The sequence below is a fragment of the Paenibacillus pinistramenti genome, assembly GCF_005869875.1.
Classification (GTDB): domain Bacteria; phylum Bacillota; class Bacilli; order Paenibacillales; family Paenibacillaceae; genus Fontibacillus; species Fontibacillus pinistramenti.
Genome location: NZ_VAWG01000005.1, coordinates 56,627 through 81,914 on the forward strand (window position 1 = coordinate 56,627; position 25,288 = coordinate 81,914).

General features: G+C 54.4%; 21 protein-coding genes. 19 read left to right on the forward strand and 2 right to left on the reverse strand.

The window, feature by feature from the left end:
- Positions 1–109 precede the first annotated feature (109 nt).
- The gene (gene map, locus FCN15_RS08560; RefSeq protein ID WP_138494598.1) at positions 110–856 is read left to right on the forward strand and encodes a type I methionyl aminopeptidase; all 747 of its coding nucleotides are present in this window, start codon (positions 110–112) and stop codon (positions 854–856) included.
- 91 nt (positions 857–947) lie between these two features.
- On the opposite strand, the gene FCN15_RS08565 is transcribed toward map, so the two are convergent.
- The gene (locus FCN15_RS08565) at positions 948–2,447 is read right to left on the reverse strand and encodes an alpha-L-fucosidase (protein WP_138494599.1); all 1,500 of its coding nucleotides are present in this window, start codon (positions 2,445–2,447) and stop codon (positions 948–950) included.
- 42 nt (positions 2,448–2,489) lie between these two features.
- Complete coding sequence (locus FCN15_RS08570; protein ID WP_138494600.1) at positions 2,490–4,310, reverse strand: glycoside hydrolase family 35 protein; 1,821 nt, start codon at positions 4,308–4,310, stop codon at positions 2,490–2,492.
- A 285-nt stretch (positions 4,311–4,595) separates the two neighbouring features.
- Here FCN15_RS08570 and htpG point away from each other — a divergent pair, with 285 nt between their 5' ends.
- The 18 genes from htpG (at position 4,596) to FCN15_RS08660 (ending at position 25,265) form a co-directional block, all read left to right on the forward strand.
- Positions 4,596–6,476, forward strand: a complete 1,881-nt coding sequence (gene htpG / locus FCN15_RS08575) for a molecular chaperone HtpG (protein ID WP_138494601.1) — start codon at positions 4,596–4,598, stop codon at positions 6,474–6,476.
- Positions 6,477–6,631: 155 nt separating this feature from the next.
- On the forward strand, positions 6,632–8,089 hold the full coding sequence (locus FCN15_RS08580) for an MATE family efflux transporter (protein ID WP_238996577.1): 1,458 nt from the start codon (positions 6,632–6,634) through the stop codon (positions 8,087–8,089).
- 246 nt (positions 8,090–8,335) lie between these two features.
- A protein-coding gene (locus FCN15_RS08585; protein WP_420819558.1) for an IS3 family transposase occupies positions 8,336–9,513 on the forward strand; the annotation gives its coding sequence in 2 pieces (ribosomal slippage) (positions 8,336–8,612 and positions 8,612–9,513; 1,179 coding nt in all).
- Positions 9,514–10,015: 502 nt separating this feature from the next.
- Positions 10,016–11,485: a sensor histidine kinase gene (locus FCN15_RS08590; protein WP_238996579.1), complete on the forward strand. Its 1,470-nt coding sequence runs from the start codon at positions 10,016–10,018 to the stop codon at positions 11,483–11,485.
- A gap of 27 nt (positions 11,486–11,512) precedes the next feature.
- Positions 11,513–12,148 carry a response regulator gene (locus FCN15_RS08595; RefSeq protein ID WP_138494604.1) on the forward strand — a complete coding sequence of 212 codons (636 nt, stop codon included), beginning with the start codon at positions 11,513–11,515 and terminating at the stop codon, positions 12,146–12,148.
- Between the two features lie 419 nt (positions 12,149–12,567).
- Positions 12,568–13,308: a YveK family protein gene (locus FCN15_RS08600; RefSeq protein ID WP_138494605.1), complete on the forward strand. Its 741-nt coding sequence runs from the start codon at positions 12,568–12,570 to the stop codon at positions 13,306–13,308.
- Positions 13,292–13,930, forward strand: coding sequence for a CpsD/CapB family tyrosine-protein kinase (locus tag FCN15_RS08605; protein ID WP_138494606.1), 639 nt, complete (start codon positions 13,292–13,294; stop codon positions 13,928–13,930). The genes FCN15_RS08600 and FCN15_RS08605 overlap by 17 nt, the downstream gene beginning before the upstream one ends.
- Before the next feature lie 23 nt (positions 13,931–13,953).
- Complete coding sequence (gene galU / locus FCN15_RS08610) at positions 13,954–14,847, forward strand: UTP--glucose-1-phosphate uridylyltransferase GalU (protein WP_138494607.1); 894 nt, start codon at positions 13,954–13,956, stop codon at positions 14,845–14,847.
- A gap of 21 nt (positions 14,848–14,868) precedes the next feature.
- Positions 14,869–15,570 carry a sugar transferase gene (locus FCN15_RS08615; RefSeq protein WP_138494722.1) on the forward strand — a complete coding sequence of 234 codons (702 nt, stop codon included), beginning with the start codon at positions 14,869–14,871 and terminating at the stop codon, positions 15,568–15,570.
- Positions 15,571–15,637: 67 nt separating this feature from the next.
- The gene (locus FCN15_RS08620; protein WP_138494608.1) at positions 15,638–16,570 is read left to right on the forward strand and encodes a glycosyltransferase; all 933 of its coding nucleotides are present in this window, start codon (positions 15,638–15,640) and stop codon (positions 16,568–16,570) included.
- A gap of 15 nt (positions 16,571–16,585) precedes the next feature.
- Positions 16,586–17,926, forward strand: a complete 1,341-nt coding sequence (locus FCN15_RS08625) for an O-antigen ligase family protein (protein ID WP_238996581.1) — start codon at positions 16,586–16,588, stop codon at positions 17,924–17,926.
- Positions 17,927–17,940: 14 nt separating this feature from the next.
- A complete protein-coding gene (locus FCN15_RS08630; protein ID WP_138494609.1) occupies positions 17,941–18,738 on the forward strand; it encodes a WecB/TagA/CpsF family glycosyltransferase in 798 nt (265 codons plus the stop codon).
- Positions 18,731–19,252, forward strand: coding sequence for a VanZ family protein (locus FCN15_RS08635; protein ID WP_138494610.1), 522 nt, complete (start codon positions 18,731–18,733; stop codon positions 19,250–19,252). Before FCN15_RS08630 ends, FCN15_RS08635 begins: the two co-directional genes overlap by 8 nt.
- A complete protein-coding gene (locus tag FCN15_RS08640) occupies positions 19,252–20,739 on the forward strand; it encodes an O-antigen ligase family protein (RefSeq protein WP_138494611.1) in 1,488 nt (495 codons plus the stop codon). The genes FCN15_RS08635 and FCN15_RS08640 overlap by 1 nt, the downstream gene beginning before the upstream one ends.
- The gene (locus FCN15_RS08645; protein WP_238996582.1) at positions 20,705–22,084 is read left to right on the forward strand and encodes a lipopolysaccharide biosynthesis protein; all 1,380 of its coding nucleotides are present in this window, start codon (positions 20,705–20,707) and stop codon (positions 22,082–22,084) included. Before FCN15_RS08640 ends, FCN15_RS08645 begins: the two co-directional genes overlap by 35 nt.
- 19 nt (positions 22,085–22,103) lie before the next feature.
- A complete protein-coding gene (locus FCN15_RS08650) occupies positions 22,104–22,955 on the forward strand; it encodes a glycosyltransferase family 2 protein (RefSeq protein WP_138494612.1) in 852 nt (283 codons plus the stop codon).
- Complete coding sequence (locus FCN15_RS08655) at positions 22,942–24,126, forward strand: glycosyltransferase family 4 protein (RefSeq protein ID WP_138494613.1); 1,185 nt, start codon at positions 22,942–22,944, stop codon at positions 24,124–24,126. The genes FCN15_RS08650 and FCN15_RS08655 overlap by 14 nt, the downstream gene beginning before the upstream one ends.
- Positions 24,123–25,265: a glycosyltransferase family 4 protein gene (locus FCN15_RS08660; protein ID WP_138494614.1), complete on the forward strand. Its 1,143-nt coding sequence runs from the start codon at positions 24,123–24,125 to the stop codon at positions 25,263–25,265. The genes FCN15_RS08655 and FCN15_RS08660 overlap by 4 nt, the downstream gene beginning before the upstream one ends.
- Positions 25,266–25,288: the final 23 nt, after the last annotated feature.

The window sequence follows — 25,288 nt, forward strand, 5'->3', positions numbered from 1 at the left end:
CTTTCCATGTTTTTTGGGGAAAATAGGCAGAAGGGGAATGCGGGCAGAATTGTGGAATCTCCCTTCATTAAGAGTAAAATATGAATAGACGAGAATTGGAGGGGCTGTTATGACTGTAGGATCCGAGAACGACATCCAGAGTCTTAAGAAGATTGGCAAAATCGTGGCCATGACGATAAATGAAATGAAACGCCAAACACGCGCCGGGATGACCACACAGGAGCTTGATGAGATCGGCGGCAGATTGTTGACCAGGCATGGTGCTGTATCGGCGCCTAAAGCGGTTTACAATTTTCCCGGCAGCACATGTATCAGCGTTAACCATGAAGCAGCCCATGGAATACCGGGAGACCGAATCCTCCAGCCTGGTGATTTAATAAATATCGATGTTTCGGCAGAACTCGAGGGTTACTATGCGGATGCAGGGCATTCTTTTCTGATCCCGCCCTATCATCCCGCCTTGCTGCGCCTTTGTGAGCATACGCACCAGACGATGATGAAGGTTATCTCCTCCCTTAAGCATGGGGTCAAATTGAACGAAATCGGCAGAATCATCGAATCGGAAGCTGCCAAAGGCGGCTATAGTGTAATTAAAAATTTGTGCAGCCACGGCATCGGCAAATCCCTGCATGAAGCTCCGTCAGAGATTCTTCCTTTCTACAACAAGCACGATAAACGTACGTTGAAAGCGGGTCAGGTCATTACGATCGAGCCATTCTTGTCCACAGGCGCCGATTATGCCGCCCAGCAGCCGGACGGATGGACGTTATGTCTGCCGGGAGGCGGCTTTGCCGCCCAGTACGAGCACACGATCATTATTACAAATGATCGGCCGATTATTTTGACGTTGGCGTAAGGGTAATTGAAAGATAGCAGGCAGATAAAACAGCGTCGGTCCCGGGACTATTACGGTTCAGGGCTGGCGCTGTTTTCATTATTGAGGCAAATCAGATTTCGTCAGGCTGAAAGTCATAATGGTACACTGCAAAATTCTGCAGCGCCGGACACCAGCGCGACTGCTCGATCACGAGGCGGAGGTGCCGGGCGGTGATGGCAGGGAAACGGCAGATATGCTTGTGGCCGATTACGGTGCCCTCGTAAATGGTCTTCCAATGGGCTGCGGCATCCTCCGGCAATTCGCCTTCCGGCAAGTTGTCCTCCAGCACCTCAATCCGGAAGGCCTCAATCCGCTGCCCCTGCGCGATGGGCTCCTGGAGCACGATGCGGTTGAAGGTCTGCGCGCTGCCGAGGTCAACTTCGAGCTCGGCCTGCTCGGTACCTTCGGGCGCAGACCAGCCGCCGCCGTCCGCGCCCGAACCGTCTGCCGCGAGCCCGCTTACCGCAAGCTGCGGGCCATGCTCCGCATCCAGGCTGGCGGACGCTTTGGCGGCCGCGCCTGCCGCCAGGTTGCGGCTGTACAGCGCGCGGATGCGGGCGCCGAGCCCGGCCAGGCTGCGGACATCCTGCTCGTGAATCCGCCCCCGGCGGTCCGGCGGCAGGTTGAGCAGGAGGGCGGAGTTGCCGCCGACCGTGCGCTCGTACAGCTCCATCAGCTCCTCCGCCGATTTCACCTGATTGTCCTCCGACGCATGGTAGAACCAGCCGGGCCGGATGGAGGTATTCACCTCAGCCGGATACCAGACGAGCACTTCCGCCTGTTCGATGATGCTGCGGCTGCCGAGATCGTCTTCGTCAGAGTTGATGCGGCCAGCGAAGCTCCCGTCGTCTTCAGTCTGTGACTTTGCCTGGATCTTCTCGTTGTCCTGCAGGCTGGTCGGCACAACGCTCCATTCCGAAGCGCGAGTATGTCCGGTCTCGTTGCCGCACCAGCGCACGTCCGGCCCGCAGACCGATATGACGGCGCCGGGCTGCAGCTCCCGGATGACCGCGTAGTAGCGGTCCCAGTCGTACACCTGCCGTTTGCCGTTCGGGCCTTCGCCGCAGGCCCCGTCAAACCAGACGCTGAACAGCTCGCCGTAGCCGGTCAGCAGCTCGGTCAGCTGATGGACGAAGTATTCGTTGTACGCATCCGAATCTCCGTAGCTCGGCTCATGCCGGTCCCAGGGGGAGAGGTAGATGCCGAACTTCAGCCCGGCCTCCCGGCAGGCGTCCGACACCTCACGGACGAGGTCGCCTTGGCCGCCGCGCCACGGGCTGTTTTTGACAGAATGCTCCGTCACGCTGCTGGGCCACAGGCAAAAGCCGTCATGATGCTTGCAGGTCAGGATCAAGCCTTTCATGCCGGCAGCTTTGCAGGCCTCCGCCCACTGGCGGGCATCCAGATCGGAGGGATTGAAGAGGGAGGGAGACTCGTCGCCGAGTCCCCATTCCCGGTCCGTGAAGGTGTTCACCGTAAAATGAATAAACGCATAGAACTCCAGCGACTGCCAGGCCAGCTGGCGCGGAGACGGCTTGATCCGGGCTGCTGCCCGAATAGATAAAGGCATATCCGAAACCTCCTATTATTTTCGAAAAAAAGTAGAGATCAATCAGCCCAAATCCGGCTGGTCCGTCAGCGACACCTCAGGCCGTTCACAGCCGTGTAGCTCAAAGATCACAAGCTCATTGCGGCCCTGCTTCAGCAGCGGGGCGGGAATATAAAGGGTGCGCTGCGGGCCGGCGTTCCAGTACCGCCCGAGATTGAACCCGTTAATATAAGCGACGCCTTTGGTCCAGCCGTCCAGCCGCAGGAAGGTATCGGCCTTCTGCTGAACCTCGAAGGTTCCCCGGTAGAAGGCCGGCTGCTGATCCCGGCTGCCAGCCGGATTACTGCTCGAAGAGGAAGCAGCTCCCTCCTGCGGGGCCGCTGTCCCTTCCTCCTTCTCATTTTCCAATCGGGCGTATTTCAACTGGCTCAAAGACGCGGAATCAAGCGGCAGCGGATGGATCGTCCAGCCGTGCAGAAACTGGTTGCCGTGACGAACCCCTTCGGTAATGCCTTTGGGATCGCGCAGCAGCGGCCCGTAGTTGATGCGGCCCATATTTTCGACTAAAATATCGAGCTTAATGCCCTCAGGCGGAACAGCTAACGGCAGGGAAGAAGGGGCCCAGCGCTCAACGGTGCCCAGGTACCGGCCGTCCGCATACACGAGCGCGCGGTCACTGACCTGCTGCAGCACCAGGTCCATCTCCGAACGCGGCCCTGCTATTGTAGTGGAGTAGAGGATGAAGCCGTAGTTCTGGCCGAGCTTCTCCATCGGCTCCGGCGAAGCGCAGGACACAGGCACAGACAGCCCCTGCAGCGAGCCGAAGAGCGAAGCGGTCTCTGTCAGAGCCACCGTTCCGTAGTCGGCCGCAGGAATCGGTTCCGGGAGCAAAAGAGGCGGCAGCTCCTCGAACTGCGCAATCACTTCCCGCACCGCAAAATATTTGTCCGTCGGCACCCCGCTTTCACTGAGCAGGGCGTTATAATCGTAGCTCCCGACGGTCGGCTCGTAGGCCTTCACATGATTGGCTCCATTATAGAAGCCGAAATGGGTGCCGCCATGAAACATATACAAATTGAACGAAGCGCCGCTCTCCAAAATATCCTTGATCGTCTGCGCCGTATCGTCGGCAGTCCGGACGTGGTGCTCCTCCATCCAGTGGTCGAACCAGCCGTTCCAGAACTCCATGACCATCAGCGGGCCTTCCGGCTGATACTTCCGCAGCTTGGCGAACGCTTCCTTCGGATGGGAGCCGAAGTTCACCGTGGCGAGCACGCCGGGCAGGGTCCCGCCCTGCAGCATGAAATCCTCCGGCCCGTCGGAGGTGAACAGCAGTACGTCAATCCCCCGCGTCTCCATTGCCCGCTTCACGGCCTGCAAATACGCCTGGTCATTGCCGTAGCTGCCGTATTCATTTTCGATCTGCATGGCAATAATAGGGCCGCCATTCGTGCATTGAAGCGGACGCAGCAGCGGGAGCAGGACATCGAAATAGGCTTCTATTTTACTGAGATAAACCGGATCGCTGGTGCGCAGCCTCATATTGGAATCAGCCAGCAGCCAGGCAGGCAGCCCTCCGAATTCCCACTCGGCGCAGATATAGGGGCTTGGCCTGACGATGGCATGAAGACCGATCTCCCCGGCTAAGGTCAGGAAAGAAACAACGTCAGCCATGCCTTCAAAAATAAACCGCCCTTCCTCCGGCTCGTGCAGGTTCCATGGAATATACGTCTCAACCGTATTCAGGCCGCAGGCCTTCAGCTTGAGCAGGCGGTCCCGCCAGTATTCCGGCACAACCCGGAAATAATGAAGCGCCCCGGACCTAATCCGGACAGGTTCTCCGTTCCAAACAAAATCATTGTCCTTTATGCCAAAAGAAGCCACTGTTTTGCCCTCCCGGTGTGTTGGTTTGTACCCATCATAGCAGAGTTGAATATTCTGGCAACACGGATAAAGTCCGGTTTTTGGCTCCATATGCAGCGGATTATTCGGAGAGATCAGCCGAGCCGTGTTTTGCATACCTGCCATAGTTAACAGAAAAGTTGACAGAAAAATCTAATAATGCTATATAAGAAAAAGGATTAGCACTCTTCCTTAAAGAGTGCTAACGACGACCTTGAACCATTACTTTCACCCATTACCTTAACAAGCTTGAAAGGAGAACCACTCATGGCAAAAATGCAGTTCAAAGCCGAGTCCAAGCGGCTGCTGGACATGATGATTCACTCCATTTACACCCAGAAGGAAATCTTTCTCCGCGAACTGATCTCCAACAGCAGCGACGCGATCGACAAAATCTACTATAAGGCGCTGACGGATGAGAACCTGACCTTCAACAAAGAGGATTATTATATTAGGATCTCCGCCGATAAAGACAGCAGAACGCTCAAGCTGTCCGATACCGGCATCGGCATGACCCGCGAGGAGCTGGAGAACAACCTGGGCGTTATCGCCAAAAGCGGCTCCCTGGCGTTCAAGAACGAGAACGAAGCCAAGGACGGCTTCAACATCATCGGCCAGTTCGGGGTCGGCTTCTACTCCGCATTTATGGTAGCCGATAACGTAACCGTCATCTCCAGAGCGCTCGGCAGAGACGAAGCGTTCAAGTGGGAATCCGAAGGCGCGGACGGCTATACGATTGAAACGGCCTCCAAGGAAACCGTCGGCACGGACATCATCCTCAAGATCAAGGAGAATACGGAAGACGAGCAGTACGACGAATTTTTGGAAGAATACCGCTTGAGAGCGATCATCAAGAAATACTCCGATTTCATCCGCTACCCGATCAAGATGGACGTCACCCGGTCAAGAGCGGTGGAAGGTAAAGAGAACGAATATGAGGATTACACCGAAGAGCAGACGGTCAACAGCATGGTGCCGATCTGGCGCCGCAACAAGAATGAGCTGACCGACGAGGATTATCAGAATTTCTATTTTGAAAAAAGATACGGCTTCGACAAGCCCTTGAAGCACGTTCACATCAGTGCGGACGGCGCGGTCGTGTACAACGCGATCCTGTTCATTCCGGAGAATACGCCGTTTGACTACTATACGAAAGAATATGAAAAAGGCCTTGAGCTCTATTCGAACGGCGTGCTTATTATGGAAAAATGCGGCGACCTGCTGCCGGATTACTTCAGCTTTGTCAAAGGGATGGTCGACTCCGAGGACTTGTCGCTCAACATCTCCCGCGAGCTGCTGCAGCATGACCGCCAGCTGAAGCTGATTGCAAAGAATATCAAGAACAAGATCAAGAGCACCCTGCTCAGCCTGCAGAAGGACGAGCGCGACAATTACGAGAAGTTCTACAAATCGTTCGGCCGGCAGCTCAAGTTCGGCGCTTACAGCGACTTTGGCGCGAACAAGGAGGACCTGCAGGATCTGCTGATGTTCTACTCCTCCAAGGAGAAGAAGCTCGTTTCGCTCGCAGAATACGTCTCCCGCATGCCGGAGGATCAGAAATATATCTACTACGCAACCGGAGATTCGGTTGAGCGTATTGAGAAGCTGCCGCAAACCGAGCTGGTCGCCGATAAAGGCTACGAAATGCTCTACTTCACCGACGACATCGACGAGTTTGCCATCAAGACGATCGCTAAATACAAAGACAAGGAATTTAAAAATGTCTCCAGCGGCGATCTCGGCATCGAGTCCGATGAAGCGGCGAAAGTCGCTGAAGCGGAAGAGAACGAAAATAAAGACTTGTTCGAAGCCATGGCCGGCATCCTTGGCGACAAGGTGAAAGCTGTTAAAGCTTCCAAACGCCTGAAGAGCCATCCGGTCTGCCTGTCCTCCGAAGGCGAGCTGACGATCGAGATGGAGAAGGTGCTCCGGTCCATGCCGAACGGCGAAGACGTCAAAGCGGAGAAGGTGCTTGAAATTAACGTGAACCACCCGGTATTCAGCTCCCTGAAGGCTTCACTTGGCAGCGACAAGGAGAAGCTGGGCCTGTACACGAACCTGCTGTACAACCAGGCGCTGCTGATCGAGGGCCTGCCGATCCAGGATCCGGTGGAATTCACCAACGATATCTGCAAAGTGATGGTGTAATCAGGCACCGCGAAAGCGAAATAACTATATCAATTCGCAAGAACGCAGCTTCGCAAGACCGCAGCCGGATTGGCCAAGGCGTATGCCCGGGCCGGTCCGGCTGTCTTTTTTTCTCAAATAATAAGGAGTGCAAATCTGCCGCAGGATGTACTATAGTGGAAGGAACGGGCGGCGGCGCAGGGGCGCAGGCCGCGAGCCGCGGAATTTTTACAGCAAAGAAGGGGTATACATTGAGTTTATGGGTAAGGGAGAAGCCGTTTTACCGGATGTTCTTCTCCTTGACGCTGATTATCGGGCTGCAGAATCTGATCACCTTTGGCGTGAACCTGTCCGATAATTTGATGGTCGGCGGGTACAGCGAAGCTTCGCTGTCCGGAGTTGCACTGGCGAATCAGATCCAGTTTCTGCTGCAGATGCTTGTGATGGGCGTTTGTGAAGGCGTTGTCATTCTATCGGCCCGGGCTTGGGGGGCTAAAAATATCGGGACCGTCAAGCAGGCTGCCGCAATCGGGCTGTGGATTTCGGTGCTGCTGAGCGCGGTGCTGCTGGGTGCTGTGTTCTTCTTCCCGCACGCCTCTTTGGCCATATTCACGGGCGATCAGGCGGTTATTGCCGAAGGGGAGCGCTATTTGCGCATCATTTGCTTCTCGTATTTATTCTTTGCGGTCACCAATATCCTGCTTGCAGCACTGCGGAGCGTGGAGACGGTTAAGGTCGGGTTTATCGTCTCCCTGTCTACGCTGATGATTAACGTATGCCTGAACTATATCCTTATTTATGGAAAATTCGGGTTCCCCGAGCTGGGCATCCGCGGATCGGCCATCGCAACCCTGGCCGCCCGCATCATTGAGACGGTTATCGTCGTGCTCTATCTGAAGCGGTTTGATCTCAAAATCAGCCTGCGCTTTCGGGAGCTGCTGACCATTAACGGGCAGCTGTTCAAGCAGTACTTATCCATAGGCTCCCCGGTGCTCATGTCCAACACGCTCTGGGGTGTGGCGATGGCGGCGCAGACGGTCATTCTGGGTCATATGGGCGCTGAGGCGATTGCGGCGAACAGCATAGCGACCACGATTTTTCAAATTGTAACGGTTATTACTTATGCCTCGGCGAGCGCCACGGCGGTTCTGATCGGCAAGACGATCGGGCAGGGCCGGATAGAGCGGGTGAAGCCCTATGCGAAGACCCTCCAGCTGCTTTATCTTGGTATCGGAATCTGCACGGCGCTGGTCTTGTACGCAGGCAAAGGCTATCTTCTCCAGTTCTACAGCATTTCAGAAGGAAGCCGGGAGCTGGCGCTGCATTTCATGACCGTCTTGTCCGTAACGGTAATCGGCACGGCCTACCAGATGCCTGCATTAACCGGAATTGTGAGAAGCGGCGGGGACACCCGGTTTGTGTTATATAATGATACCTTTTTCATGTGGCTGATTGTTCTGCCGTCGGCGGCGTTATCGGCTTTTGTCTGGAACCTGTCGCCTTATGTCGTATTTATTTGTTTGAAGTCAGATCAGATTTTGAAAAGTTTTGTCGCTTTGGTCAAGGTGAACCGGTTCAGGTGGATACGAAGCTTCGACACTCCGGTTTCGGCACAATCAGCGGACGGAGCGTAATTCGACAGGCTTCTGCCTGTCCCGCGCAAGGCGGGAAAAATGGCGAAAAATGGTGCAGCGGTGCGCTTCTGCCGGATCGGGCGGCACCTGAGCAGCGTGGTTGAACAAACGTGGTTGAACAAATTGGATAAATAAGGTATAACAAAAAAGCCGTCCAGAAATGGTATTATCCCCTTTAAGTAGACACTCAAAAAAACCTTCATGTTATCATGGAGGTTCGAGTGCCACTTGGAGGGGATATTTTTTATGGCTAAAAAAGGTCAAACATTTCAGGCGTATACAGAGGAATTCAAATTAAAGGCGGTCAGAGCGTATGTAGAGGGTTCTTCAAGCTACAAGGTGGTAGCTGAACGAGAAGGGATTCGGAACTGTTCTCAACTGAAGGTGTGGGTGAAGAAATGGCAAAACGGAGAGTCGTTCGATGAGCGTAAAAGTGAGCCAAATCCACTGAAAGGACGTCCACGCACGTCCTTCCATAGCGTCGAGGAAGAACGAGATTATCTGAAAGCGCAGGTGGATTACTTAAAAAAGCGGTATCCAAATCTAGTAAAGGAGAAGCGCCTACCCAACGAATGAATTATGAAATCATGGAGGAGTTACGCCTCCTGCACAGCATTACAGACCTGTTAGCTATTGCGAGGATACCACGGGCCAGCTATTACAAATGGCGAGCCACACAGCCTCAGCGAGCTGCAAGGCAAGAGAAGGATCATGAGATCAAGGAACACATGATGGCCATTCATTTTGCGCACCCCTACTTCGGCTATCCGCGTATGACGACCGCCTTATGGGAGGCAGGCTACAATGTGAATCACAAGAAAGTATGGCGGATCATGAAAGAATTATCGATCCAATCGGTCATACGGAGGAAACGAAAACAGTCCAATTACACACCTTCTGTTGTGTATCCAAATCGCTTAAAACGACAATTCCATGCTACGGCACCGCAGCAAAAAATGGTCACTGATATTACTTATATTTCCGACGGAACGAATTTCCATTACTTGTCCGTTATTCAAGATCTATTCAACAACGAGATTGTCGCTTGGAAGTTGTCTGAACGTAACGATGTCCAACTGGTGCTGGATACGATTACGCAGTGGACAAGAAAAAGAGACGTTTCTGAGGCCGTGCTCCACTCGGACCAGGGCTTCCAATATACGTCTCAGGCGTACAACACACGATTAGAGGCATTCGGCGTTAAAGGCAGCCACTCTCGCAAAGCTACCTGCCTTGATAACGCATGTATCGAATCCTTCTTTTCGCATCTCAAGACAGAGAAGTTGTACCTCAACCAGTTTAATTCAGGGGCGGAAATTCAGCAAGCCGTAGAAGAATATATTTACGAGTACAACTACCACCGCTTTCAAACCAAATTAAAACAACGCGCACCGATTGAGTATCGGTGCGCGTTAGCAGCTTAGCTTTTTTCATCTGTCTACTTGACAGGGGTATGACCAGTATGACCAAAATGGAGCGGCTTTTTTAATAATATGCTGGTTATAGAATGAATGAAGTGGGTAAAGATTACTAGATTGGAGTATGTCATCCTTCGCGCAGCGGTTCTAGGACAAAGGATTTAGAAGTAGGCCTGACTAATGAAAAAAGAATAGGAATTTTGATTCTAAATATCGAATGAAAGCGGTTTCTGAAAACAATCGGGGTTGTTATCGAATTCCTTTTTAGGTATCATGCAAAATAAACCTGATGATCTTCATAAGCCGAACTCCGGTTTCTGAATCAAAAGAATAGGGTGGTGGGATGAAAACCAAATCTGCTTTTGAATCAAAGACATGGAGATTTACGCGCTACGGTTCTTTGTGTCTCATCTCGTTAGTATATTTACTTCATCCGTCAGATGTTCCGTTATGGATCAGGTTAGGGCTGCCTGCGGCGCTCCTGTTAACCGTTCCGGTTGTCGTAATTATGTACCGTCATTATTCCAGCAATCCGGTCGCCCTTCAGCTTGCCGTTATCTGTGAGATGGCGGTTATTGTGTCTCTGCTGTTTCCGACAGGGGGGATGGACAGCCCGTTCAAGTGGTATGCGCTGAATCCCCTGATGGTGGCGTCCGAGCTGCTCAGTGCCTGGTTCGCCTGGAGCCTTCTTGTGAGTTATATCGGCATCATCGGCGCGTTATTTTATATCTTTTTTGATTTAGAGCCTAAAAATTTCCCCTCCTTTGCGTTTAACAACTCCGGATTGCTTGCTGCGCTGGTTGTTGTAGTCGTAGCCATGCAAATGATCGGCCGCCTGCTGCGGGAGCTTGACCGCGCCAACGAGCGGACGAATGAGACACTGGACCATATCAAGTCGATTTATCATATTGTCGAAACCGCCAGCCACCACGAAATTATGAATATTGGGCAGATTATTGCGGATTGCGTCGTCAAGCTGACCAAACTTCCCAGAGCTTTCTTCTGGTTTGCGCCCAGGACCGGTGAAACGGCTCCTGCCAGCCGCCAGACCGGCTGGACCGCAGACGAAGAAACGATGCTGTTCGAGCATATGGAGAGCCACCTCGAGGAATGGAGGAAGAAGGACGAACCGTTCTACCAGGGGATTGAGCCCTTCGGCGATTTTCTGCTGATGCCGGTACGCATGAATACCCGTTTTGTAGGCGTGATTGGCGTAAGGCTTGAATCGTCAGAGAAGACGGAAGTCAACCGCTGGCTTGCGCAGCAGCTGATTTTGCTCCAGGAGCTCAGTTCCATCATCCTGGAACGACATGAGCTGGCCGTTACGGAGAACCGGCTGATGATCATCAACGAACAGAACCGCATTGCCGACGAGATGCATGACAGTGTTTCGCAAAGTCTCTTCGGCATTGTCTATGCCGCCCATTCGCTCAAGCAAACCTGGCGCCAGCTGCCGGAAGAGCAGCTGGAAGAGCAAATCGACCTCATCAAGGACAGCGCCACCATGGTCGCTAAAGAACTCCGCAAAACCATCCATAGTTTGAGCTCCAAGAAAAGCGGGGGTCAGAATTGGCTGGGCACCGTCCGCTCCCATCTCAACACGATCTCCAGACTGAATGACGTAGAAATTGATCTGCGGGTCAGCGGCGACGATTACGGTCTGCCGTATCACTACCAGAAGGCCTTATTCCGCATCATTTCGGAGGCAACGGGCAATGGGATCCGGCACGGCAAAGCCAAGCTGGTCCGTACGGAGCTGTCGCTGCGCCCGGAGCTGATCAAGCTGTCCATAACCGACAACGGCTGCGGCTTTGACACGGAGTGTGAAGCTGCGAAGGATTCCGAAGGGGGCCTGGGCATGCAGAATATGCAGTATTTAACAAAGTCGCTTGGCGGAAATATCAATATTTCCAGCTCTCCTGGTTCGGGTACCCAAGTTGAAGTTACTATCCCTGTCGGCGTTCTTGAATACCAATAAAGTTACCGCTTAGGAGGCTGCTTAACGATGAAAATCGTCATTGTAGATGACCATCCGCTTGTAAGGAAGGGCCTGGCTGCCGTTATATCCATGCAGCCGGATGTTCAGTTCGCAGGCGAAGCGACAAACAAGCGTGAAGCTTTAAGCGTTATTGAGAATACACGCCCGGATCTGGTGCTGCTTGATTTGAAGCTGGCGGAAGAATCCGGTTTAGATGTGGTGGTCGCGGCCCGGGGAATGGGCCTGCGCAGCAAATTTGTCCTGCTGACCTCCTCGGCCAGCCGGGAGGACTTCAAGCGGGCGGAGGAAATTCAGGTAGACGGCTATGTCATGAAAGAGGCGCTGCCTGAGGAGCTGCTCTACGCCATTCATCTGGTTCATAAAGGCCGGAAATATTATGACCCCGGTCTGGTGACCAGCAGGCTGCAGGATAATGAGTTAAGTCCGGCAGACGAGCTGACACCCAAGGAGAAAGAGGTGCTGATCTCGCTCGGTCATGGCTGCAGCAACCGCGAGATTGCCCAGAAGCTGTTCATCAGCGAATATACGGTCAAGAAACACGTCAGTCAGATTTTGGCGAAGCTGCAGGTGGCGGATCGGACTCAGGCGGCCCTGTATGCCAATTCCATCGGATTATGTAAGTACGAAGCGACAAATATATGACAAATCGGGAAACAGTTTTCTGACAAAAAATAGTAGATTCAGACTTGTCTCCCGAGGGGGACAAATGCGGCGCGGATGCTCTTCATCCGCGCCGTTTTTATTTCGGGACGAAGGGCCCGGATATGGGTCTCAAAACAGCTCAAACCCGCGCCGCTCTAAGGGAGCGCTTACATTTACCCCTGTGTTTGGACCCCTGATTTCCATACCACAAAAGTATACTTTTTCCATGTTCACAAGTAGCATTTTCCTTTCTACGAAAGTTAACCCCAAAGTAATCCAAGGAGTCATGTAATTTCACATGCAATTGCTAGAATTAGATACATCAATAACAGGTGGTAAGGAAGAGCAGCTGCAAGGATCCGTTTCGGGCAGACTGATTCGGCAAGAATGAGCGGCTGACAACAGTAAGGGGGATACCGATGGAAAAAACGATTTTGGATTATGTCCAGTTAATCCAAAAAAGGCTGTGGATAATCTTTGTGTTCGTCTTGATCTCCTGTGCAACGACCTATTACGTAAGCCGGACGTTTGTAACCCCGGTTTACACCGCTTCAGGACAGTTGATCGTCAACTACATCCATCCCGCCCAGGGCAATAATCTGAACGATGTCAATACGAGCTTGAATCTGGTCCAAAGCTACAAGGAAATCATTGAATCCCAGAAAATTATGGGCGATGTTGCGGCGAACTATCCTCAGCTGGGAATTACCGAGGACGAGCTGGCGAAGGAGCTGGAAGTGAAGGTTTCGGAGAAGAGCCAGGTCATCAACCTGAAGGTGACTGACGAGAGTTATACGAGAGCTGCGGGAATTGTGAACGCAGTGTCGGCCACTTTCATGAACTCTGTTCCGTCGCTGATGAATCTGGATAACGTCAAGCTGCTGACCGCAGCGGACACCGAGCATAAGCCCGGTCCTTCCAACGGCGGAGTCATGATGAATCTGCTGATCAGCTTCTTTGTTTCTTTAATGGCAGCCATCGGCGTCATCCTGTTCCTCGAGAGCATCAACAGCACGGTGCGTACGGAGAAGGAAGCCGAAGAGTGGTTTGGCGTTCCGGTCATTGCAAGCGTGCCGATGATCACGAGAAAGCAGGCCGCCAAGCCTTCTGCGGCAATCACCGGAAGAGTGGAGGAACCGTCCTATGCTGCGATTAAATGACAGCCTCATTTTGGAACGCAACCCGGCTTCTACAGCCGCTGAATCGGTCAGGGCACTTCGGGTCTTTATCCGCCAGCATTTACGGAGCAGCGGTGAAGGAACGGTGATCATGCTGACCTCGGCGAACGAAGGGGAAGGCAAGACACTGCTTGCGGCCAATCTGGCCGTCTCCTTTGCCCAGGAAGGCAAACGGGTCTGCATCATTGATGCAAATTTAAGAAAGCCGGCGCTTCACAAAGCGTACGGATTGAAGAACGGCAACGGCCTTGCCGATTACCTGATGGGATCGGTTGAAGCGGAAGCGGTCATTCGCCCCGGCTCCACGCCAGGATTGTCGATCATTACAGGCGGTGCGGAGCCGCTGAACCCTTCAGAGCTGCTCAGCAATGAACGGATGGGCCAGCTGCTGTCGAAGCTGAAGCAGCAGTTTGACATCGTGCTGCTGGACTCGGCGGGTGTGCTCAGCTATACCGATGCCCGTGTGCTCGCTTCCTTGACCGACGGGGCCGTGCTGGTCGTCCGCTACGGACGCACCAAGCGCGAAGCTGTCCGCAAGGCGAAACAATATATGGATCAGGCCGGCGTAAATGTACTCGGAATCGCGATGAATCAGGTCAAATAATTGAACCATTTGGGAGGTATACGATGAAAAAGGTTAAGAAGGCAATCATCCCGGCAGCTGGTCTTGGCACCCGTTTTCTTCCGGCAACCAAAGCGATGCCGAAAGAGATGCTCCCGATCATTAACAAGCCGACCATTCAGTACATTGTGGAAGAAGCGATTGAATCCGGAATTGAAGACATTATTATCGTAACGGGCAAAGGGAAGCGCGCCATCGAAGACCATTTCGATAACGCGTTTGAACTGGAATCCCGGCTGCTTGAGGACGGCAAGCTTGAGCTTCTGAAGGAGGTTCAGCGCTCGGCGAAAGTGGATATTCACTATATCCGCCAGAAAGAGCCGAAGGGACTGGGTCATGCTGTATGGTGCGCCCGCCGCTTTATCGGGGATGAGCCGTTTGGCGTGCTGCTCGGAGACGATATCGTTACCGGCCAGAAGCCCTGCCTGCGCCAGCTCATCGAACAGTATGAGGAAACGCAGAATTCGGTGATCGGCGTACAGACTGTGCCGGATGAATTGACGCACCGCTACGGGATCATTGAGCCTGACTTCCAGCAGGATCGTCTGTACCGCGTAAGCAATTTCGTGGAGAAGCCGGCTCCGGGAACGGCGCCTTCCAACCTGGCTATTATGGGCCGTTACGTATTTACACCAAAGATCTTCAAGTATCTTGACCTCCAGGAAAAAGGCGTTGGCGGCGAGATCCAGCTGACCGACGCGATTCAGAAGCTGAACCAGAGCGAACGCGTTTATGCTTATGATTTTGAGGGCACCCGGTTTGATGTCGGCGAACGGCTTGGCTATATTCTGACGACGCTGGAATTTGCGATGCAGAGCGAAGATTTGCGTTACCCGGTACTTGATGCAATGGCGGAATGGATGGAGCGGATGGAACAACGAACAACCATCATCGGTTGAGAGGAGATGCGATAAATGAGCATGCCTAAGCCAAACCTTCCTGAAGAGATGGATTATGCCATGCCTGCGCAGAACGTTTTTTACAAAAGGTACGAAGACGCGGCGGCGGGGCCAAGCCCGGTATATCTGTTTCTCAAAAGGGTTTTGGATATTCTGCTTGCCTGCATCGGTCTGGTGCTGACGGCCCCGGTGTTTCTGATCGCGGCTATCTGCATCAAGGTAGAAGACCCGAAGGGCAGCGTGTTCTTCAAGCAGACGCGGGTTGGCAAAGACGAACGTCCCTTTGAAATGTATAAATTCCGCTCCATGGTATCCAACGCCGAGGAGCTGAAGAAAGATCTGCTGAAGTACAACGAGGTCAGCGGAGCGATGTTTAAAATGAAGAACGACCCCCGCATTACGCGCACCGGAAGATTTCTCCGCAAGACCAGTATTGATGAACTGCCCCAGCTCTGGAATGTTCTGACCGGCAGCATGAGTCTCGTAGGACCACGGCCGCCGCTGCCTGATGAAGTCGCTCAGTATACAGACTACCAGAAGCAGCGCCTTACAGTGACACCGGGCTGCACGGGCTTCTGGCAGGTCAGCGCACGGAACAGCGTAGGCTTTGAAGAGATGGTGCAGATGGATCTGGCTTACATCCGTAAGCGCAGTCTGCTGCTGGATATCAAGATTATTTTTCTGACGGCTTACAGAATGATTCTTTCCAAAGATGCGTATTAAACGTTTTGATCTATGAATGCAGTTTTATGAAAATAACGGAAAATTTTATGAAGGTAGGGTGGATTTCATGCCTCACGGCAACGTGCCTTCGCTGTCGATTGTCATATGCACCTACAACCGGGCTGTGCTGCTCCGCAAAACCTTGGAGTCGCTTAAGCAGCTAAGCGGTCTGGAGCACGCGGAAGTGATCGTCGTGGATAACCGGTCAACGGACAACACGGCTGAGATGGTAGAGGAATTCATCAGCCAAGGCGGGCTGCAGGCGCCCTGCCGCTATGTGTTTGAGCAGACGCAGGGACTCTCGGCCGCGCGGAATGCCGGAATAGCAGCCTCCAAGGGCGAGATCGTCGCGTTCCTGGATGATGATGCTATACCGGCGCCGGACTGGATCGAGGTTATAGGGTCCACATTCTCCAGCAGGCCGGAGGCGGCGGCGATGGGCGGCAAAATCCATCCCCTGTTCGAAAGTGAACGCCCCGGCTGGCTGTCCGGGCCTTTCGAGCTTCCGTACACCATCGTGGATTTAGGGGATTCCATCAAGGAGTACCCGCCGTCCCTGCATCCGTACGGAGCGAATATGGCCATGCGCAAGAGCGTATTTGACCAGGCGATGTTCCCCCTTGAGCTGGGCCGCAGGGGCCAGCTGCTGCTGTCCGGGGAGGAAACCTGGGTCTTTGACCAGATCCGCCGGTCCGGCGGCAAAATTATTTATCATCCCCGTATGGAGGTCGAGCATTTCGTGCCCTCCAGCCGGCTGAATAAAGAATGGATTATGAAGCGGTATTATTTTCAGGGCATCTCAAACGGAATGAAGCGGGAAGGGCTGTGGCCGACCTTTCTTCTGCTGGGCAAGACGGCCGCCAAGGTACTGTATGTCTCGGTCAGCAGGCTGACAGCCAGAGACGAAACGGGAAGACTGCTCAATGAATGCAGAATGGAGAGCATCCGCGGAACCCTGCATACCGTGCTTGGACGCGGACGGGAACCGGGCACAGAGTGAAGGTGGGAAGAGGCAATGATCAACGAATGGTGGACCGGAAGGCGGAATTTATATCTGGTCGGGGCGGGGCTGATGATCCTGCTGTCTGCGCTGCTGCTGGGCGGTGCAGTGATCTATCAGCCGGGGTTATGCGCGATATGCGCACTTCTGGTTCTCCTGCTGGCTTTTACCATCCGGCATCCGCACCGGATCAGTTATATCGTTCTGCTGTCGACGGCGGTGTCCGTCGATTATCTTTACAGCGGCTCGGTATTCGGAATTGAAATCTTATCCCTGTATAAGCTGGGGATTCTGGCGCTGCTGGCACCGTGCATCCTCATCTACGGCATTTCGACGAAATTTGTGTATCCGGTCCTGGCACTGATCGGTCTGCTGGTCATTACCTTCTTCTTCTCGACCTGGCTGCCGCCGCTGACCACTTCGATTGCCGTGAAGTCATTTATCGGACTTTCGCTGCCGTTCTTCTTCCTTCTGATCAAATGGAAAAAGGAAGTAGCCGAGCGGCAGATGAAGATTATCTGCCTGCTGCCGGCCGTAAGCGTTGCTGTCGGCGCCGTACTGCAGGTGCTCCATATGCACAGCCTGCTGGACGTCGAGTTTACCGGCGCTGTCAGACTGCAGGGGGCCAATATTCCGCCGCATCTGGCAATGCTCGCCTTCCTGGGGACAGCGATTCCTTTTGTAGAGCTGAAGCGGAGCGGGGCGAACCCGAAGTTTTTCTATACGGTGATGGTCATTAATTTCGCCATTCTGATCGGGACGGGAACCCGGGGACCGATCCTGGCCATGGTATTTCTGGCTCTTTACTATTTCTACGACCTGGCACGCGAATATTTGAAAGGCAAAGCCCACCTCATCCTTCCGCTGGGCGGGGCAGTGCTGGTCATCGGCGCGGCAGTGCTGCTGCAGTGGAACAACATGAAGAAACGCTCATTTGAGCGGTCGACGGACGATGCGATAGATTTGTCGGGGCGTTCAGAGGCCTGGACCTATTTCCTGAACACGGTGGATGGACATTCACTGGCGGGCAGGGGGCTTGGAGCGGTAACGGTAGCGAATGACGGCAGCCTGTTTGCCGGATTTGTCGTTCCGCATAACGAGTACATCCGGTTCTATGTGGATACCGGGTTTGTCGGCGCCAGCCTGCTGTTCCTGTCGCTGCTGATCGTGTTCTACAAGATCTTCAAGGCGCTGCCGGCCCCTATGAAGCCTTACTACTTCGGGCTGATTCTGGCGTTCCTGATCTATTCTTTCTCTGACAATACCTTGTCGACTGTACAGTCTGTCATCCCGTTCTGCTGGTATTTAAACGGTTTGTACCGGTATACCAGACCTGGGTCAAACGATTCCTCTTAAAGAGAAGTGATACGATGAGCCAAGTAAATTTGTTCGATGTCAATTTCAATAATTATGATTTCTCCGATCTGCTGGAGTATATCGACTATTCCATCCAGAACCGGAAGCATTCCTATATTCTGACCTGCAATGTGGATCACCTCATCAAGCTGCGCAAGGATTCGGAGTTCCGGCATGTTTATTCGAAGGCAGGAGCCATCGTTGCAGACGGCATGCCGATTATCTGGGCTTCCCGGCTGCTCGGCAGCCCGCTGAAGCAGAAGGTGTCGGGCTCGGATCTCTTTCACCGGCTCGGCAGCGACTTCGAGAAACGGAAGTACCGGCTGTTCTTCCTCGGATCGGCCAGCGGGGTGCCGGAGCTGGCAACCCAAAATCTGAAGCAGCAGTATCCTGGCATTAATGTGGTCGGCTGCTATTCACCTTCTTACGGCTTTGAGAAGAACGCCGAGGAGAATGAATACATTGTCCGCATGCTGATTGAAGCCCAGCCGGACATTGTGTTTGTCGGAGTCGGGGCTCCCAAGCAGGAGAAATGGATCTACCGCAATTATTTGGAATACCGGGCTCCGGTCTCCATCGGTGTGGGCGCGACCTTCGACTTTCTGTCGGGCTCGGTCAAGCGCGCTCCTGACTTTATGCAGAAGGCAGGCTTCGAATGGTTCTGGAGGCTGGCCCAGGAGCCGCGCAGGCTTTGGAAGAGGTATCTCATTGACGATTCCCAGTTTGCCGGCATGCTGATGAAGGAGTATTTCAAACACGGGAGACGAAGAAGGGAGGCGGCGGAGATGACGTCCGCGGACGATCATGAATAAACCGGCCCGTATGCTCTGGCTTCCCGCAGCGGTGATGCTGCTGATCTTCATCTTCTCCTCCCAGTCCTACGAGCAGCAGTCCATCAAGCGGCCCTTGACGGAATGGCTCGGGGACGGAAGGATCAGCCGCCGCCTGTCCCAAATGACGATTCATTACGGTTCTTTGACCGTGAACGGGAAGACGGACGGCTCGGCAGCGATCGCGGAATTTCTGCTCCGCAAATGCGCTCATCTGCTGGAGTACAGCATCCTTGGCTTCTGCCTGATCTGGGCGGTTCAGTCTTTCCTGCATGCCGGATTTATGATGGCAGTCCTTGCCACTCTGCTGACAGCAGCAGGCTATGCGTCGATGGATGAGTTCCACCAGATCTTTGTCAAAGACCGGGGACCTCATCCGGAGGATATTTTACTGGATACGGGAGGGGCACTCATCGGTATTTGTCTATATGCCGGCTGGCGGAAGCTGCGGGTTATAAGGCAAAGCCGCCCTGACTCCGGGAAAGGGAGGCCGTAATGAGATCATTTGGACCATTTACCCAATTGTTCCGGGGCAGCGCAGGCTCCCCTTGGATTTCAGCGGCAACTGCATCTGCCTGTGTTCTTCTGGCATTTATCATCGGCTCAGCAAGCGCCAAGCTCAGCCCTTCCATGAGCGAGCAGGGAGCGCTGCTCCTGCTGCTTGTGTTTCCGGCCTTTATGCTCGGGCTTGCCGGTTCCAGACATCTGGTGACCTACAGTTTGTTCGTCTGGGCAATCGGTCCTGAGGTCAGAAGGGTGACCGACTGGATGGGCGGAGAGTATACTTCCGTGTCCGTATTGAGCTTGGCACCGCTCCTGGCCAGTGCGATGACGATCATTCCGGTGCTGCGGGGCATTCACCTGATGGAGAAACCCGGCAGAAGGGTGCTGCTGTATTTCGGGGCAGCGCTTCTGTACGGAAGTGTAATCGGGCTTGCGAGGAACGGAACAAGCTTTGTGTACGATCTGGCCAACTATGCGGTTCCGCTGCTTCTGATTCCGTTCTTTTCAATCAAACGGTTCCGCGCTGAGGATACGGATAAAATATTGTCCGGTTACGCCAATATAGCCGTGTTCGTCGCCATTTACGGGATTGTGCAGTACCTCGTTGTTCCGCCTTGGGACGCCTTCTGGATGACCCATGTAGAGATGAACTCGATCGGTACGCCTGAGCCGCTGGAGGTCAGAGTATTCTCGACGCTGAATTCCCCGGGGCCGGCAGCCGGATTTCTGGCCTGCGCCCTGGTGCCGATGGTGCTGGAGAAACGCTGGAGAGGCAGCTTCAGCTGGATCGGCGTCCTGCTGGTCGCCTTCTGCCTGATGACCACGCTTGTCCGGTCTTCCTGGCTGATGATTATGGTCATGCTTCTGGTCTATATCGCGACATCCCCCTCCAAGCGCAAGTGGAGAACGCTGCTGCAGCTGGCCGTCATCGCGCTGGTCGTGACCTGGGCGCTGCCCAAGGTGCCTGGAGCGGAGGGCTTGACGGCCCGGATGCAGACGCTGGGTTCGATTGAAGAGGATCATTCCTATAATGAACGGCTGGATCTGCTGAATACGATGCTTCCGATGGTGGTACATAACCCGGCGGGGCAGGGGCTGGGCAGCGTCGGAACCGGAACAAAGCTCGGCAATGACGGCGAGCTTGGGGAATACGGGATTATGGACAACGGCTTCCTGGCCCTGCTGCTGACCTTCGGGGCTGCCGGCGGATTGTGCTTCTTCGGAGCCCTTGTATTTTTACTGAAAAATATCATTTCCGCGGTATTGCAGAAAGGCCCGGAACAGCTGTATGCAAGGTTGTCCCTCGCCGTATGGGCGGGGGCGGCAGCGAGCCTGTTCTCGGATAACGGCTTCCCGGGCATGCGCGGCTACCTGATCTGGATGCTGATCGGCATCGGACTGGGAGCCGGAACTGCCGTGCGGCAGCGAAAGGAGGTGAACGGCTTTGGAGCAGTCCAACGTGAAGTCGTTCCCCGGTAGAAGCGTGTTCAGCACGTTCGGCCGGTTTGCGAGAAGCAAAGCCCACAGCTCGGCGGCGCTCAAGACAATGTTCTTCAGCATCTTCATTCTGGTCATCAACATGCTGACCGGAGTGCTGACCGCACGGTTTCTGGGGCCGACCGGACGGGGCGAGCAGACCGCTATGGTCAACTGGTCGCAGTTTCTGGCCTTCTGCATGACCTTCGGTATTCCTTCGGCATTGGTTTATAACGCCAAGAAGAAGGAGGAGCAGGAAGGCGGGCTTTATGCCACAGCTTTGGTCATGGGTATCGGATTCGGGCTGGCGGCTACGGCAATTGGCGTGATCGTGCTCCCTTTCTGGCTGAAGTCGTTCAATCATGACGTCATTTTGTTCGCGCAGTGGTCGATGATTTTATGTCCCATTGTCGTCATCTCGCAGATCAACAACGCAATCCTTCAGGTAAGGGATGACTATAAGCGGTACAACAGGCTCCGTTATATTGTGCCGCTGACCACCATGCTGATCCTGGCTGCGCTCATCCTGACAGGCACCATGAATGCCCATACGTCGGCGGCCGCCTATCTGCTGCCGGCCGTGCCGTTCTACATTGCGATGACGGTGCGCATGCTCCGCATTTACGGCAAACAGCTCAAGGTAAGCCTGGATAACTTCAAGCGGCTGTTCACTTACGGGCTGGGCTCTTACGGCAATGATCTGATGGGCCAGGTGTCGTACTACATTGACCAGATTCTCATCGCGGGGCTGTTGAGTCCGGCGGATCTCGGCCTGTACGCAGTGGCGGTCAGCCTGGCGAAGATGGTCAATGTGTTCTCGAACTCCATCATCGTCGTGCTGTTCCCCAAAGCCAGCGGCCTGGACAAACAGGAAGCGGTCAACATTACGTTCCGCGCCTTCCGGATCAGTACAGCCGTGACGCTTCTGGCGTCGCTGGTCCTGATGCTGATTGCACCTTATGTGCTGACCCTGCTGTACGGGCCTGAATTCAAGGAGGCGCTCACCGTCTTCCGCCTGCTGCTTCTGCAGATCGCGATTGGCGGGGGCACGATGGTTCTGGCGCAGGCCTTTATGGCGCTCGGCAAACCGAAAGTCGTAACGCTGCTGCAGGGTCTCGGGCTGGTACTTGTTGTACCGATGCTGTTCCTGCTGGTTCCCCGTTATGGTCTGGTTGGCGCGGGATATGCGATGCTTGCTTCCGTGCTGATCCGGTTCATATTTATCCTGCTGAATTTCAAGTACTCGCTAAAAATGAAAATTCCGCCGCTGTGGGTGACCCGGGAGGACATCAAGTGGCTGCGGAGCACCATGAATTCCACACTGCGCAAAAAATCAGTGAACGTGTAGAAAGGAGAGAGAACAAGCCATGCATCCTGTGACCGAAGGATCGAAAGACAACCGTATTTCAGTCGTCATCATCGCCCAGAATGACGAGCAGCGAATTCCTGATGCCATAGCTTCATGCCGCGCCTTTGCGGACGAAATCGTGGTTGTTGACGGAGGGAGCACAGACGGCACTATTGCCACCGCAGAAGCGCTTGGGTGCAGGGTTTATGAGAACGCCTGGCCCGGTTATGCCAAACAACGGCAGTTTGGAGAGCATCAGGCCTCTTATGACTGGATCTTTGTCATTGATACGGATGAGGTGGTCGATCCGAAGCTGGCTGCCTCACTGCTTACACTGAAACCCGGGCTGTCTGATCCTTCAGCCGCTTATTCGGTCTACCGGATCGGCGATTTTCTGGGACGCTGGCTTGACAGGGGAGAATATCTGGTCCGGCTCTACAACAGACGCGCCTACAAAATTACGGATTCTCTCGTTCACGAAATGCCCGATGTCAAGGAAGACAAAATCGCGAAGCTGAGCGGTGTGCTGTGGCATTACGGCTTTCGCAGCATTAACGATCATGTGAACCGCTTTAATAAATATACGGATCTGGAGGCCCAGACCGCTTTGAACAAACGCAAGCCGTTCCGGATCTTCAATCTGCTGGTCCGCCCTCCGGCGCGGTTTGTGCAGAAATATTTTGTGCATGGGCTGTACCGCAAAGGGGTTGCCGGTTTTGCAGTCGCCATCTTCTGGATGTTCTATGAATTTCTGTCCTGCTTCAAGCACTATGAACTGACTTCAGCCCGCAAGCGCCTTGATCAGCACCAGCCTGTCAGGGCCGAAGCAGAGGCTGAGAAGAAAGGGGAGACGGGTTATGCCGTACAATAACGACCTGAACGTCATGACAACGGGAATGAGCTGGCCATCGGTTCAGCCCGGCGGTCTGAATACCTACTTCAAATCGGTGTGTGAGCAGCTTGCCCAGCGGAACCGGCTCCAGGCGCTGATCTGCAGCGCAGAGAAGCCAAATGCCCCGGAAGGCATGGATATTCATTTGGCCGCGAACCCCGGAATGACGATCTGGAAGCGGAAGGATGCCTTTCAGAAGCTGGCAGCGGAGAAGATGAACCAGGAGAAGGTGGATGTGCTTTATTCCCACTTTGCTCCTTACGGCGTAGGGCCGGCCATTGAAGCGAAGAAACGGGGCATCCCGGTTGTCATGACCTTTCACGGCCCATGGAATGAAGAAATGAAGATCGAAGGCCGGGGGCTGCAGCACCGGGTCAAGACGACGATCGCCAAAGCGATTGAACGCAAGGCCTATCGTCTGGCCGATCAATTTATCGTCCTCAGCGAAACGTTCCGTGATATTCTGCATGCCCAATACGGCGTGCCGCTGCATAAAATTTCGATCATACCCGGAGCGGCGGACATCAGCCGCTTTACCCCAGCTCCAAACCGGCTGTCCGTCCGCAGACAGCTGAACCTGCCGGAAGGCGCTACAACAGTGCTTACCGTGCGGCGTCTGGTTAACCGGATGGGGCTGCTGCAGCTGCTGGACGCGTGGAAAAAGGTTTCGGCCCAGTTCCCGAACGCGATCCTCCTGATCGGAGGCCGGGGTCCGCTCCGGGCCGAGCTGGAGAGCCGGATCGCCGACTACGGGCTGTCGAATAAAGTCCGCCTGCTCGGCTACGTTCCCGACGAGCAGCTGCCGCTTTATTACCAGGCAGCCGACCTGTTCGTCGTTCCGACCCAGGCGCTGGAGGGCTTCGGCCTCATTACGGTCGAAGCGATGGCAGCAGGGCTGCCGGTGATGGCGACTCCGGTCGGCGGCAACCGCGAAATTCTGAGCGCCTTCCGTCCGGAGCTTCTGTTCAAGAGCACGGACAGCGCAGACATCGCGGACGGCCTGATCCGGATGCTGGATAACCGCCGTCTGCTGCCGGACCGCGAGGCGTGCCGCAGTCATGTGCTGGAGAAATACACCTGGGAGCGCGTTGCTGATCAGGTGCAGGAACTGTTTCTTGAAACGCTGGAGAAGGAGGCGGTGTCCGGATGATCAAAGTCGCTTATATCGACCATACCGCCAAATGGAGCGGCGGCGAAGTTGCCTTGTTCAATCTGTTAACCAATGTTGGAAAAGAGGTTCAGCCCCTTGTCATCCTCGCAGAGGAAGGGGCGCTTGCAGACAAACTGCGGGAGCGCGGCATCGACGTCCGCGTTGTGCCGCTGGATGAACGCGTCAGAACAAGGGGACGGAATGCCTTAAGTCCCGGAATAGCAGGCGCGGCGCTCAAGCTGCTCCGTTATGGAAGGCAGCTTGCACCGCTGCTCAAGGAGGAGAAGGTGGCCTGCGTGCACACCAATTCGCTCAAATCCGCCCTGTACGGCGCGGTAGCCGCCAAAAGCGCGGGCGTGCCGCTCATCTGGCATATCAGAGACCACATCGGCGCGCCTTATCTGAAGCCGGTTGTCGCGAAGGCCATCCGGCTCATGTCTAGGAGCCTGCCAAACGGCGTTATCGCCAACTCGAATTCCACTTTAAACGCCTTGGAGCTGCCAAAGTCCAAGAAGACGCTGGTCGTCTATTCGGCATTCGCCAAAGCGATCAGCGACTGCCCTCCTGCAAGACCTGACGATCAAACCTTTAACGTGCTGCTGGTCGGAAGGCTGGCTCACTGGAAAGGCCAGCATGTGCTGCTGGAAGCCGCCAAGTCGTTCAAGGACGACCCGCGGGTGAAGTTCTGGCTCGCCGGGGATGCGCTGTTTGGAGAAGAAGCCTATAAGGACCAGCTGCTGGACTACATGCAGTTCAACCGGCTGAACAATGTATTTATGCTGGGCCATGTGGAGGACGTTCAGTCGCTGATGGCTTCGGCCGATCTGCTGGTGCATACCTCCATCACCCCGGAGCCTTTCGGGCAGGTCATCGTTGAGGGGATGGCGGCAGGCCTGCCGGTCATCGCATCCAACGAAGGCGGACCTGTAGAAATCGTCGTTCCCGGTCAAACCGGGCTGCTCATTGAGCCGGGCAAACCGGAGGTCCTTGCTGATGCGGTCCGCTGGATGCTTGACCATCCGGAAGAGCGCGAGCTTATGGGCCAGAAGGGCATTCAGCGCGTGAAGGAACGTTTTGTCATCGAGAACACGGTAAAAGACATCGTTGAATATTACCAAGGTCTGCTTTCAACAGTTTAACCGACCTTCGGGCTAAAGGAATG